Origin of the sequence: Bacillus sp. CH_70 (assembly GCF_038007045.1) — a bacterium.
In the GTDB taxonomy this organism is placed as follows: domain Bacteria; phylum Bacillota; class Bacilli; order Bacillales; family Bacillaceae_G; genus Bacillus_A; species Bacillus_A cereus.
Genome location: NZ_JBBOWL010000001.1, coordinates 1,832,802 through 1,846,364 on the forward strand (window position 1 = coordinate 1,832,802; position 13,563 = coordinate 1,846,364).

The following is a 13,563-nucleotide window of genomic DNA, read 5'->3' on the forward strand; positions in this document are numbered from 1 at the left end:
TATTCACCCTTCTACTTAAATTGGAATGTTCCTTCATTAGCAATCTGCTTCCACGTATTACCCTCATCTGTAGAGAGGAATACATTTGATTTCATTGTAGCAAATACGATTTCGGCTGAATTTTGAGGGTTTTGTGAAATATACATAATTGCATCTTTAGAATCTAAAGGTGGAATTTGTATGTTTGTTTCTTCATTTGTAGCAATTGATTTCTTCGTTACGATTTGCTTATTAATAGGGGCGTAAATAACATCTTCATTACTTAATGTAATTGCGGTCGATTCAAGTGATTTAGCGAATAGTTCAAATGTATTTCCGTAATCTGTAGATAAGTAAACACCGTCTTTAGCACTTACCGCGACTACACTAGATTGATTCGGATGTACTGAAAAGGAATGAATCGTACTTGAAAGACCTTTTAACTTACTATTTTTCCATTCTTGTCCGTTGTTCGTACTGAAATAAAAACCTTGTTGTAATTCAGAATTAGGGCGTTCGTTGTATAAATAAATTGCTTCCGTATTATATCCGACAGCAAGGTTATGAAAATCGGATTCTCCATAAAACGCTAGCTTTTCAAGGGTATTACCGCCATCAGAACTTTTCAATAATCCTAAAGGATTTTTTTAATTTGCACCTGGTTCAGGATGACCGCTGGCAAAGAACCCGTTCTTCGTTGCCTGAAAGCCCATATAATCATGTAGTCCAGTTTTAGTTTCAAGCCATTTTCCATTTTGATAAACTTTTATCCCGCTATGAGTGGCGATAGAAACCCCAGCCATATTTCCTGCATAGCCAATTCCGTGAATGTGCTCGATTTTTCCAGATGTAATTTCTTTATAGAAGTCTTGCGGACTCGTATTTGCTGTTTCTATATTTTTTGGCTGAGATTGCACCGTTTCTTTTTTCACTGGTGCTGTTTCGACGTTGCTAGAACATCCTGAAATTATTAATAAAGAAGTAATTGCTAACCCTGTTGCTACATAATGTTTCAAAGTTATGGCTCCTTTCCTATATATGAGATTTTAAGTATATGGAATAAATATCAAGAAATTGTGGAGTGGTATGCATAATTTAGCGTGGAAGAGGCCCGAGTAATGAAAATTCTCCTTTCGCTATGAGTATAATTAATTGACGAAAAATTATAACAATAATAGAATAAATTGTATTGATGATTAGTTTCACAAGTATACATAGAACACTAGGGGGATTATTATGAAATCAACATTTTTTGCTCAAAATAGAGAAAGACTAACGAAAACATTACCTGATGAATCCGTTACGATTTTATTTGCGGGACAAGCACCGCATATGTCAGCTGATGCACATTATAAATTTGTACCGAATCGTAATTTTTACTACTTAACGGGAATCGATGAACCAAATGTTATTTTTATGCTGAAAAAGTTTGGGAATAGTGTAGAAGAGACACTTTTCATTGAAAAATCAGATCCAGTAATGGAAAAATGGGTTGGGAAGACAGTTTCTAGCGAAGAAGCAGAGGGAATTTCAGGTATAAAGAAAGTTTTATATTTAGATAGCTTTGAAAAAGCAGTATCAAATATACTCTTTACAGAAAATGCGAAGCATCTATATTTAGATATAGAACGTCGCGAGTGGAATGGTACGGAGACAAAAACATTAGCATTTGCTAAACATGTAAGAGAAAAATATCCACACGTAACAATTGGTAATGTATATCCGAACATTTGTGAATTACGAGTTTTTAAAACCGAGGAAGAAATTGAAATTATTAAAGAAGCGATTGCTATAACGAAAGACGGTATTTACAACGTACTTAAGCATGCAAAAGCAGACATGATGGAGTATGAATTAGAAGCTCAATTTGATTTTACACTGAAATCATCTGGCATTAAGCATCATGCGTTCAATACAATTTTGGCGAGTGGGAAAAATGCTACGGTTCTTCATTATGAAGATAATGATGCACAAATTCAAAATGGTGATTTAGTATTGCTAGATTTAGGTGCTCAAAAAGACTACTATAACGCTGATATTAGTTATACATTCCCGGCAAATGGAATATTCTCTAGTCGTCAAAAACAAATTTATAATATTGTATTAAAAGCATTAAAAGAAACAACAGAGATTATTAAGCCGGGATTAAAGTTCGCTGCATTAAATGAGCATACAAAAAAGGTACTGGCAGAAGAGTGTAAAGCAATTGGTTTAATTCAAGAAGATGAAGAGTTATCAAAATACTATTATCATGGTGTCAGCCATTTCCTTGGTTTAGATACACATGATGTAGGAACATATAAAGATAGAATGTTAGAAGAAGGTATGGTTATAACAATTGAACCTGGTCTTTATATTGAAGAAGAATCAATTGGAATTCGTATTGAAGATGACATTCTTGTAACGAAAGACGGGTATGAAAACTTGTCAAAAGATATCATTAGAGAAGTTGAAGAAATTGAAGAATTTATGAGTGTAAATAATGAACATGTAAAAGGAAACCAAGCTGTAGTTAAATAATAAAAGAGTCATCACTAATTTATTTGAACTTTATCTCGAATCGTGGACAATTAAAAAATCCATGATTCGGGATAGGGTTCTTTTCTTCGAAATACTAATCTTTAATTATTAATCCTAATAAAGTAGCAAACTGAACAGCTTGATATGTTGATACTTTACATCCTCTTAAATCGTTCACTGAAACTGTAAGTGTATCAAAGGTAGAAGAACTAATATCTATCCCCTTCAGTGATGTCTGATCAAAATTAGCTTCATCAAGACTACATAATTGGAATTCAACTTTTTTAAGTTTACAGTCAAAAAAATCTGCATTATTTAATGAAGTTTCATTAAATATAATTTTTTCTAGTTTAGAATTTCCAAATGCCGCTAAATTCAAAATTGAATTCTCAAATTTAACATTTCCTAAGCTAGATTCTGCAAAATTAACCCCGATTAATTTACTGTTTTTAAATTCGACTCTATGAACAGAAGAATTGCTTAAATTAACATTTGATAAATCGCAGTTTTCAAAACAAACATCTGTAATATCAATATTGCTAAAATCTGTATTAGTGAATTTACAATTCTTTATCACTGCATCATACAATCGCACTCTATCTACAGATTCATTTTCGAAAGTGGAGTCTATAATTTCACACACTTCTAATGTTGGATCTTCTTCATAAAAAATATCTTGAAAATTCTTTGAAGATAACTCTGGTGAAATTTTTGGTCTATCAATTTTCATCGTATATCAATCCTCTTCTATTTGATATATTTGTGTAATTTGAGTCCATTGTCTGTAAAGAACATTAGTTCTTATTATACAAAAATCTAAGTTCTTTTGTGAAGAGCATTTTAGCTACATTTTTCTTATTTAATAATAGCAGTGTTATTGTTTCTTAAGAAATAACGTCAAAACAAATACGAGAACGGCTAATATAGTCGCTACAAGGAAAGCATTTTGTATTTCTAAAATATTCGCCTCTTGTAATGTCTCCGCTTTTAGTAATCTTCCAATTAGCTTACGTAAGATCTAATTACATCTCCTTATTTTCTTGAAAATCAACTTCTATAATGATTTTGAAAAAGAAAAAGGGGGGATTTTCCATGAAGCGATTTGTATTAGCAGTCATTACAGTCTCTGTAATATTTTTAATTGCTGCCTGTTCTGTGACGACAAATACAACAAATGATCATAAAAATATGAATGATAAAAAAACACTACAGACTGAAACAGCTACAACACCATTGAAGGTTGAAAAAGGACCAGAAGTTACTTTAATAGCGAAAGAAGAAAAGCAAAAATTAAGTAACGGTGTTGTTGTTCCAGTCTGGACATTTAATGGCTCATCTCCTGGTCCAGAAATTCGGGTGAAAAAAGGTGAAAAGGTGAAAGTGACATTAAAAAATGAATTATCTGCACCAGTATCTATTCATTGGCATGGATATCCTGTCCCAAATAACATGGATGGAATTCCAGGTGTGACACAAGATGCAGTTGAACCAGGAAAAAGTTTCACTTACGAATTTGAAGCAAACGTACCAGGAACGTACTGGTATCACTCGCATCAAGATTCTGTAAATCAATTAGATAGAGGTTTGTATGGAGCGCTCATTGTAGAAGATACAAAGGAAAAATATGATAAAGATTACACATTAATGTTGGATGAATGGGTTACAGATAAAGAAGAAATTAATAAGCAGTTAAAAGAAATGACAAAAGGGCAAATAGGTAATAAATCTAAAGGTAATGAAAATGGGGAAAAGAATGATGATAAGAACGGCATGGATCATTTTGATATGAACATGGGCAGTGATAAAAAAGACTCTAGTAATATGGAAGGAATGGACCATGGAAATATGAAGATGGAAGGTCATGATATGAGTATGTATGATTTATTCACAATCAATGGAAAAAGCGGTGATTTAGTAGTGCCATTGAAAGTGAATAAGAGAGATAAAGTTCGTCTTCGACTCGTTAATGCTGGTTATCTATCACATGATATACATGTTCACGGTCATGATATAAAAGTAATTGCGACAGATGGTCAACCAATAAACGATCCAAAAGTTATAAAGGATAAAGTAATTTCAATCGCACCGGGTGAACGTTATGATATTGAATTTACTGCTAATAATCCTGGGAAATGGTATGTTGAAGACCATTCAAAAAATAAAGGTGCAAAAGGAATGAAAGCTGTTATTGAGTATGATGGCAGCAAAGAGATGAAAGATAAAACTGACGAAAAAGAAAAATTACCGAAAGTAGATATAATGAAATATGGTACTAAAAAATTAGGTAATTTCACGTTAAATCAAGAGTATACTGCCACATATAATATGGACTTAAATACGCAAATGAATGGAAATGAAATGGTATATACAATTAACGGAAAGGTATTTCCAGATATTGACCCAATTCAAGTGAAAAAGGGTGATTTAGTAAAAGTGAGATTGGTAAATCGTTCTAAAATGGATGATCACCCAATGCATTTACACGGACACTTTTTCCAGGTGTTGAGTAAAGATGGAAAACCGATAGAAGGTTCTCCAATTGTAAAAGATACATTGAACTTAAAAGCGGGTGAAGAATATGAAGTAGCCTTTGTAGCAGACAATCCGGGTAAGTGGATGTTCCATTGTCACGATTTACACCATGCTTCAGCAGGGATGGTAACGGAAGTGAACTATACAGATTATAAATCTGACTATGTTCCAAACCAAAACATTCCTAATAAGCCAGAATAATAGGAAGCAGTTATCCTATGGATAGCTGCTTATTCATTTTTGTTGCAAGTACTAATGTATATGTTGATCATGCCCGGATGAAGGTGAGGGAGTATGATCTGGGAATGTCGCGAATACGGCAACGATAATTACTACACTAATTGAAAGTAATAACAAAAAACGCTGTTGGATAAAAGTAGAAAAGTTCTCCGATAATAATTGAATCACACAGGACATAGTAATCGTTATAGTAAGTAAAAGGCTAATGAACAATATATTATGAGCTTGTTGAGCGTTTAACATTTCTGTAATCATTGCTCCCATCATACTTGCCATTAATCCAGAGAACATTCCTTCTAAAGCAGTATATAGGTGAAAACGTAGACCGATTAAGAAACCGATAAAACCACTAATTAAAATAGCAAGCAAAGTAGAATATAGTAATTCCCCCTTAAAGAGAATGCCTAAGTAAAAACCAATACTTAAACCGATACTCATACTAAAAGACATAATAAATACCATATACTCCATTAGGGTACCCTTACGTTTAGAAATATAGGATGTAATAAGAATCGAGGTACAGCAAAGTGTTAAGGTAGTTAACGTATAAGCAAACATTATGATACCTCCTTGTCCTATCGTTCATTTCATCATATGTTTATATGGAGGGTACTTATGCTTATTAATATCTGCATATTATCTGCACAATTTCATAGATGTAAGCAAAGGAACGCTTGATTTTTTAGGGCGTCTTTTTTAATTATAAGCATGTGAAAGAAATTGTTATATTATGAGTTTCTATTGTGAAGCCATAAAGAATAAGCGTATAATATTATAGGTCTCCCATTTGCGAGACAAACCGCGAATGATAAATAAGATTGTTGTTTTATCATCGCTTCTAAACATATAGACAATGAAAGTAACACTGGAATACAGATAGGGAGTTATAAAATGAAATTAATTATTGCCGAGAAACCAGATCAAGGGTTGGCTCTTGTTTCACAGTTTAAATATCGCCGGAAAGATGGATATTTAGAGGTAGAAGCGAATGAGTTATTTCCAAATGGAGCGTACTGTACATGGGCAATTGGTCATTTGACGCAGTTATGTAATCCAGAGCATTATCACGCAGAGTGGAAAAAATGGTCACTTAATACATTACCGATGATTCCAGAACGTTTTCAATTTGAAGTAACAAAGTCAAAGTATAAGCAATTTAACGTTGTGAAACAGCTGTTACATAATCCACAGGTAACAGAAATCATTCACGCAGGAGATGCTGGGCGTGAAGGGGAACTGATCGTACGAAATATTATTAATCTTTGTAACGTGCAAAAGCCGATGAAACGTCTATGGATTTCATCTTTAACGAAGCAAGCTATTTACCAAGGATTTAAAAATCTACTTGATGAATCAGATACAATTAATACGTATTACGAAGCATACACAAGATCTTGCGCTGACTGGGTTGTTGGTATGAATGCATCACGTGTCTTTAGTATTTTGTTAAAGAAAAAAGGAATGAATGATGTATTTTCTGCTGGTCGTGTCCAAACACCAACGTTAGCATTGATTGTAAAGCGAGAGAAAGAAATTGAAAACTTTAAGTCAGAGCCTTTCTGGGAAGTGTTTGCAACCTTTAATATAGAAGGAAAGAAATATGACGGAAAATGGGAAAAGGATAATGAATCCCGCTTAAAAGATCCTGATATGGCGAATAAAATTGCGGCATTTTGCCAAGGGAAACCGGCTGTTGTGAAGGAAATGAAAACGGAGCGTAAAGAGTTTCAGCCGCCGCTTTTATTTAACTTATCATCACTGCAAGCAACGGCAAATAAAGCCTTTAAGTTTTCACCGAAAAAGACGCTTGATATAACGCAAGCACTATATCAAAAAGGGATTGTTTCTTATCCACGTTCAGATTCTAACTATGTTACACAAGGAGAAGCAGCGACGTTCCCTGATATTTTACAGAAGTTGAGTCAGTTTGATGAATATAAAGGCTTATTACCGGCTCCGGTTGAATCCATTATGAATAACAAGCGTTATGTAAATGAAAAGAAAGTAACAGATCACTACGCAATTATTCCGACAGAGCAAGTTACAAACCCAAGCAGACTATCAGGTGATGAAAAGAAAATATACGATATGATCGTAAGAAGGCTTATTGCAGCTCATTATGAAGTTGCAATCTTTGACTATACAACGATTGTAACGCTTGTAGATGAACGTGCTGAATTCATTTCAAAAGGAAAACAGCAAATTCAAGAAGGTTGGCGTAAAGTTATTTTCCAAGACGATAAAGATGACGAAACCATTCTTCCAATTGTAGCTGAAGGCGAAGAAGGAAAAGTTGTAAAGGTGAAAGTGAAAGAAGGAAAAACACAGCCACCGAAGCGCTATACAGAAGGACAACTTATTACGTTAATGAAAACAGCTGGTAAGTATTTAGAGAATGAAGAGCTGGAGAAAGTATTAAAGAAAACAGAAGGTTTAGGTACGGAAGCGACTCGCGCAGGTATTATTACGATGCTGAAAGACCGTAAGTATATAGATGTAAAGAAAAACCAAGTGTATGCGACTGATAAAGGAAAAGTATTAATTACCGCAATTGGTGATAAAATACTAGCTTCACCGGAAATGACTGCGAAATGGGAACAACGTCTTGCGGAAATTGGTGAAGGTACAGCTTCACCAGCTACATTTATGGAACAGACGAAAAAGCTATCAGCTAAAATTATTGAAGACGCAGTGGAAATGTCTGAGAAGTGGGATTTCACGGGACTACATGTTGAATCGATTGAACGGAAAGGATCGAAATTTACAACGGGTAAAAAGGTTGGTAGCTGTAAAAAATGTGATGGTGATGTAATTGATAAGTCAACGTTTTACGGTTGTTCTAACTATAATACAACGCAATGTGATTTCACCATTTCAAAGAAGATATTAAGTAAAACAATTTCGCAAAAGAATATGACAAAGCTCTTAAAAGGTGAAAAGACTGATTTAATTAAAGGTTTTAAAAAGGGCGAGAAAACGTTTGATGCGAAATTAGAGTGGAAAGATAATAAGATTAATTTTGTATTTGAGAATTAATTTGTTAAAAGAGCATGACATAAAACTGTCATGCTCTTTTGTTTTTTCTTTTATTTAAAATTTAACGATAAAAAAAATCCTTTAAATAATAATTTTTTATTGTAAAACGATAAATATTGTATTAAAATCAAAATCATAATAAATGAGTGAGGTGCTTTTGTTAAAAGGTAACAACCTTATTTTTAAAATTAGAGGAGGTATAACTATGAACATTAACAATTTGATTGTTAAAAATATGGATAACCCCCATGAGTTGGAGAAGATGTATAGAAAAGATCCGAAAGCTTTTAAAAAAGCATTCTCACAAGCATGGGACCAAAACCCTGATTCTCAGGTTCTAGGTGCTTGGTATGAAAGGTTGCATTTCAAGGAGAAAGTAAATAAAGAAAAAACATCTTTGTTTCAAAAAGGTTTCTTATTCATGGGCCTTTTAGCTATTCTGGCCGGCATAAGCACCAGGATCATTTTCCAATTTGTTGAGCAGGAAGCAATTGCTCCAATTAACTTGGCTTTTGGTGTAATTCCCTTTATTGCTGCTTATTTTGTTTACAATAATACTCCCAAAAAAAGTATTATTTATTCCCTTGCAGCGTTGTTCCTAATTTCCGGGATGTATCTTAATACGTTGCCAGTAAATTATAAAGACAGTACCATCCTTGCTTATTTACATCTTCCTATATTTTTATGGGTCTTAGTAGGGCTTGCGTTTACAGGAAATGAATATTTAAAAGGCAGTACAAGATTAGCCTATATTAAATTTAATTTAGAATATTGTCTTCTCTACGGGAGCATGGCAGTGAGCGGAATGATACTAGCAGTATTCACCATGCGTTTATTTAGCTTTGTTGACTTAGATATAGGAGAATTCTATTTTAGTAATGTTGTTTTATTTGGAGCAGCGGCTCTCGCTATTGTGGCTGCATACTTAGTATCAATGAATCTTAAGTTTGCTAAAAATATTACACCATACATATCTAAAATTTTTAGTCCTCTCGTCCTGATCACGTTGCTTATCTATCTTATAACGGTAATTTGGGTCGGGAAAAATCCGTTCTTGGATCGCAATTTCCTAATGGCCTTCAACGGAATCCTCCTTGTTGTATTGGCTGTTACCATATTTTCTATCGTTGAAAGTGACTCGGACGAGAAAAAGAATATTTCAGATTATATAAATTTTTCCTTAATTGTTCTGGCGCTTATTATTGACACTGTCGCATTGTCAGCCATAGTATTTAGACTTTCTTCTTACGGGATTACGCCTAATAGACTTGCTGTTTTAGGAATAAACATACTGATTTGGGCAAATCTCATTTGGATTATGTTTGCCTATATGCGTTTCTTGCAAAATAAATCAGGACCAAAAGCTATCCAAGATGCCGTTACGAAGTTTTTGCCAATATACGGACTTTGGGCAGCTTTCGTTATATTTACGTTTCCTATCATTTTTAATTAGAAAGGATCTGTTAATGCGGGAGTGGTGAGGGCTAATAATCATTGGGGGATGAACAAAACCCCCAATGATTAAAGTTTCACTTTATTACAATTGGTATTATTACGTTTGTAGTTTCGGTAATTTCATTTGTATTGATAAATAAGAAATAAGTGTTGTATGTAATCTTTCCATAATAAAAACCGTCCCAAAATGGGACGGTTTTTTATTATGCGTATTGCCGTTTTTTCTTAATAAGCAACAAAACTTGTGAAACACAAGCTAGTACCGGTAACTCAATCAACGGTCCAATAACGAGTGCAAGTGCGATAAGAGGCTCGTCTGGAAAAGTTGTTACAGCGATAGCGAGTGCAACAGGTGAGTTTCTTGCTAACGTTGTTAAGCTTAGACTTACTGTATCTTTGTAAGATAAATGCATGATGCGCCCGATAAATTGTCCTAGTAAAAAATTAATGATGAAGAACAATAGAACAGGAACGAGTAATAATAAAACGACATTCATATTTTGCAGTAAATATTTACCTTGTGATGCAAACATCGCTACTATTGCTAAACTTAAAAATACAATTTGAGCAGAGCTGAAAAACGGAATGAGTTTATTCTCGAGAGTTTCAGCTTTTTTCATTTTATTCATAATGAATTTTGTAGCGTGTGCAAGTATAAATGGTAAGACGATTACGATAACAATACTTTCTACTAAAACAGAAACCGCTACAGTTTTCATGACACCAGCAAATAAAAATAAATAAATTGGAAGGAGTAGTACTTGCAAAATTAAATTTACAGGTAAAATTGCAGTAGAAAGTGCTACATTTCCTTTCGCTATTTCAGTAAAGATTAAGTACCAATCTGTGCATGGAGTAACCATTAACATTATAAATCCAACCCAAAGTGCTGGATGATCTGAAAGAAATAGTGCTCCTAATCCCCAAGCGAGTAAAGGTGTCCATAAGAAGTTAATAGTAAGACTTGTTCCAGCAAATTTTAAATTACGAAATCCGTTTTTTATTTCTTTTAATGGGATGCTGAGGAATAATCCATATAGCATGAAAAATAAGAAGGGGACAATAAACTGGTCTGAATACGTATGTATCATATTAAATTGTCCGAGTACGATGCCGCATGTAACAGCAAAAAGAATAATAAAAGTTTGAATCTTTTCTATAGTGCTCATGAATAAATCCTTTCTATATATGAATTTTCCTCTCTAAGTTTATTATACAAGTAATAAAGATGTATTTGGTGTTCAATTGTATTTTAGTTAATATTTTTAAATTGAGATTTTATTTTTTTATTAAAAGTTACTTGACTAAAGTAAGTGACTATATTACAATCACTTACATAAGGTAATTAAATAACAAAAAGTTTCGGCGGCTTAACTTAAGGTATCTATTGGAACTTTTTCTTAGAATAAGAATTTTTATGATGATGAATAATGAATATGAAAAGAAAGATTAGGTGAAGAAAATGGGACTATTTAGCTCATTATTTGGTAAAAAAGAAGAAAATACGAATGTAGAGGGGAATAAAAAAATGTCAAAAGTATTATTTGTAAAAGCAAACGATCGTCCAGCGGAGCAAGCAGTTAGTTCAAAAATGTATGAAACATTTGTAAGTACTTATAAAGAAGCAAATCCAAATACAGAAATTACGGAATTAGATTTATTTGCATTAGATCTTCCTTATTACGGAAATATCGCGATTTCAGGTGGATATAAACGTAGCCAAGGCATGGAGTTAACAGCTGAAGAAGAGAAGGCAGTTGCTACAGTAGATCAATATTTAAATCAGTTTTTAGAAGCTGATAAGGTTGTATTTGCATTCCCATTATGGAACTTTACAGTACCAGCACCATTAATCACATATATTTCATACTTATCTCAAGCTGGAAAAACGTTTAAATATACAGCAAATGGCCCAGAAGGTTTAGTTGGTGGTAAGAAAGTAGTTGTGTTAGGTGCTCGTGGTTCAGATTACTCTTCAGAGCAAATGGCTCCTATGGAAATGGCAGTTAATTACGTAACAACTGTACTTGGATTCTGGGGAATTACAAATCCAGAGACAGTTGTAATTGAAGGACACAATCAATATCCAGATCGTTCACAACAAATTGTTGAAGAAGGTCTAGAAAACGTTAAAAAAGTAGCAGCGAAATTTTAATTTATGATAGTAAATGGAAAAACCAACATGGATGACCGTGTTGGTTTTTTAGTCTATTTTTCATGTTAAAAAATGTATATTTATAAAATAAAAAAAAGTTCGAAAATAGTATTGCAAAATATTATATAGCAAACTATAATGAGTTCAAGAATAGTTGATACTTAAATTAAATATTCAGAAAATTCAATTAGTTAAAATTGGAAAATGAGATAAGGAAATTTGAATGGGGGTTATATTATGGCGAATAAACTACCGTTTTCGTTCATAGTAGTTATTGGATTAATGTTATTTGCACTATTTTTTGGAGCAGGAAATTTAATTTTCCCAGCGATGCTTGGTCAATCAGCAGGAGAGAATGTATGGATTGCTAACGCTGGATTTTTAGTAACTGGTGTTGGATTACCATTACTAGGTGTACTAGCATTTGGTTTTTCAGGTAAAGATGATTTACAGTCATTAGCAAGTCGTGCTCACCCAGTGTTCGGGATTGTATTTACAACAGTTTTATACTTAGCGATCATCTGTTATTTGCAATACCGAGAACAGGAAATGTATCTTATGAAATTGGTCTTAAGCCGTTTATGCCAGAGGGAGTAGGTTCTACACCTTTAATTCTTTTCACAATTATATTCTTTAGCATCACTTGTTTTTTTTCGCTAAATCCCGCGAAAATTGTCGATATTGTTGGAAAAATTTTAACGCCAATTAAGTTGACTTTCATCGGTATTTTAGTAATCGTTGCTTTTATACATCCGATTGGAGATATGCAAGCACCAGTGGAAGCTTATACATCACATGCATTCTTTAAAGGATTCCAAGAAGGATACTTAACGATGGATACGCTCGCATCATTCGTATTCGGGATTATCATCATCAATGCTATTAAAGAAAAAGGTGCGAAAACGAAAACACAAATTATGGTCGTTTGTGCAAAAGCGACAATAATTGCAGCATCTATTTTAGCAATTATCTATACAGCTCTTTCTTATATGGGTGCTTCAAGTGTTGCAAAGCTTGGACATTTAGAGAACGGCGGAGAAGTATTAGCAAAAGTTTCTAACTACTATTTCGGATCATATGGCGGAGTATTATTAGGATTAATGATTACAGTAGCTTGTTTAACAACTAGTGTGGGACTTGTATCAGCATGTTCTTCATTCTTCCATAAGTTATTCCCAAATGTTCCTTACAAAGCAATTGCAATCACACTATGTGTATTTAGTGCAATTGTTGCAAACGTAGGATTAACACAGTTAATCGCAGTTTCTGTTCCAGTATTAACAGCAATTTATCCACTAGCAATTGTATTGATTTTCTTAACATTCTTCCATTCATTATTCAAAGGAAGAGCTGAAGTTTATCAAGTGAGCTTAATCGTAACATTTATCATCAGCTTATTCGATGGATTAAGTGCAGCTGGTGTTAACATTGAAGTAGTAAGCCAAGTGTTCACTAAATTCCTTCCGATGCAGGAAGTAGGATTAGGCTGGATCTTCCCAGCGATTATCGGTGGATTTATCGGATATGGCATTAGCGTTGTAAAAGCAAAAAATCAAGTTCAACCAGCTAGTGCGAATAAGAAAATAGGTTAAATAAAAAAGTTATAGAACTTGTTTCTATAACTTTTTTTGTTACTATTGATAAGG

General features: G+C 33.5%; 8 protein-coding genes and 2 pseudogenes. 6 read left to right on the forward strand and 4 right to left on the reverse strand.

Going from position 1 to position 13,563, the window contains the following annotated elements:
* Positions 1–11 precede the first annotated feature (11 nt).
* Positions 12–995: pseudogene (locus N2V79_RS09445) on the reverse strand (F510_1955 family glycosylhydrolase).
* Between the two features lie 220 nt (positions 996–1,215).
* Between N2V79_RS09445 and N2V79_RS09450 the strand changes: the two are divergent.
* Positions 1,216–2,499 (forward strand): aminopeptidase P family protein, encoded by a 1,284-nt coding sequence (locus N2V79_RS09450; protein WP_000842977.1) that lies wholly within the window; start codon positions 1,216–1,218, stop codon positions 2,497–2,499.
* A 94-nt stretch (positions 2,500–2,593) separates the two neighbouring features.
* Here the strand turns inward: N2V79_RS09450 and N2V79_RS09455 are convergent, their stop codons facing one another.
* Complete coding sequence (locus N2V79_RS09455) at positions 2,594–3,229, reverse strand: pentapeptide repeat-containing protein (RefSeq protein WP_000687268.1); 636 nt, start codon at positions 3,227–3,229, stop codon at positions 2,594–2,596.
* A 362-nt stretch (positions 3,230–3,591) separates the two neighbouring features.
* Between N2V79_RS09455 and N2V79_RS09460 the strand changes: the two genes are divergently transcribed.
* Positions 3,592–5,232: a multicopper oxidase family protein gene (locus tag N2V79_RS09460; protein WP_340719799.1), complete on the forward strand. Its 1,641-nt coding sequence runs from the start codon at positions 3,592–3,594 to the stop codon at positions 5,230–5,232.
* Between the two features lie 51 nt (positions 5,233–5,283).
* On the opposite strand, the gene N2V79_RS09465 is transcribed toward N2V79_RS09460, so the two are convergent.
* On the reverse strand, positions 5,284–5,829 hold the full coding sequence (locus N2V79_RS09465) for a hypothetical protein (RefSeq protein ID WP_000458538.1): 546 nt from the start codon (positions 5,827–5,829) through the stop codon (positions 5,284–5,286).
* A gap of 333 nt (positions 5,830–6,162) precedes the next feature.
* Between N2V79_RS09465 and topB the strand changes: the two genes are divergently transcribed.
* On the forward strand, positions 6,163–8,307 hold the full coding sequence (gene topB / locus N2V79_RS09470) for a DNA topoisomerase III (RefSeq protein ID WP_000766771.1): 2,145 nt from the start codon (positions 6,163–6,165) through the stop codon (positions 8,305–8,307).
* 205 nt (positions 8,308–8,512) lie between these two features.
* Positions 8,513–9,760, forward strand: a complete 1,248-nt coding sequence (locus N2V79_RS09475) for a DUF4153 domain-containing protein (RefSeq protein WP_069355413.1) — start codon at positions 8,513–8,515, stop codon at positions 9,758–9,760.
* Positions 9,761–9,965: 205 nt separating this feature from the next.
* Here the strand turns inward: N2V79_RS09475 and N2V79_RS09480 are convergent, their stop codons facing one another.
* Entirely contained in the window at positions 9,966–10,931 is a 966-nt protein-coding gene (locus tag N2V79_RS09480) for an arsenic resistance protein (protein WP_069355415.1), read from the reverse strand.
* Between the two features lie 293 nt (positions 10,932–11,224).
* Between N2V79_RS09480 and N2V79_RS09485 the strand changes: the two genes are divergently transcribed.
* Both N2V79_RS09485 and brnQ read left to right on the forward strand, forming a co-directional pair.
* The gene (locus N2V79_RS09485; protein WP_000522528.1) at positions 11,225–11,917 is read left to right on the forward strand and encodes an FMN-dependent NADH-azoreductase; all 693 of its coding nucleotides are present in this window, start codon (positions 11,225–11,227) and stop codon (positions 11,915–11,917) included.
* 237 nt (positions 11,918–12,154) lie between these two features.
* A pseudogene (gene brnQ, locus N2V79_RS09490) lies at positions 12,155–13,509 on the forward strand (branched-chain amino acid transport system II carrier protein).
* The last annotated feature ends 54 nt before the right edge of the window (positions 13,510–13,563 follow it).

What these genes read in the sequence shown, in the direction of transcription:
- N2V79_RS09450 (WP_000842977.1), top strand. Translation starts at nt 1,216, where the DNA reads ATGAAATCAACATTTTTTGCTCAAAATAGAGAAAGACTAACGAAAACA.
- N2V79_RS09455 (WP_000687268.1), bottom strand. Translation starts at nt 3,229, where the DNA reads ATGAAAATTGATAGACCAAAAATTTCACCAGAGTTATCTTCAAAGAAT.
- N2V79_RS09460 (WP_340719799.1), top strand. Translation starts at nt 3,592, where the DNA reads ATGAAGCGATTTGTATTAGCAGTCATTACAGTCTCTGTAATATTTTTA.
- N2V79_RS09465 (WP_000458538.1), bottom strand. Translation starts at nt 5,829, where the DNA reads ATGTTTGCTTATACGTTAACTACCTTAACACTTTGCTGTACCTCGATT.
- topB (WP_000766771.1), top strand. Translation starts at nt 6,163, where the DNA reads ATGAAATTAATTATTGCCGAGAAACCAGATCAAGGGTTGGCTCTTGTT.
- N2V79_RS09475 (WP_069355413.1), top strand. Translation starts at nt 8,513, where the DNA reads ATGAACATTAACAATTTGATTGTTAAAAATATGGATAACCCCCATGAG.
- N2V79_RS09480 (WP_069355415.1), bottom strand. Translation starts at nt 10,931, where the DNA reads ATGAGCACTATAGAAAAGATTCAAACTTTTATTATTCTTTTTGCTGTT.
- N2V79_RS09485 (WP_000522528.1), top strand. Translation starts at nt 11,225, where the DNA reads ATGGGACTATTTAGCTCATTATTTGGTAAAAAAGAAGAAAATACGAAT.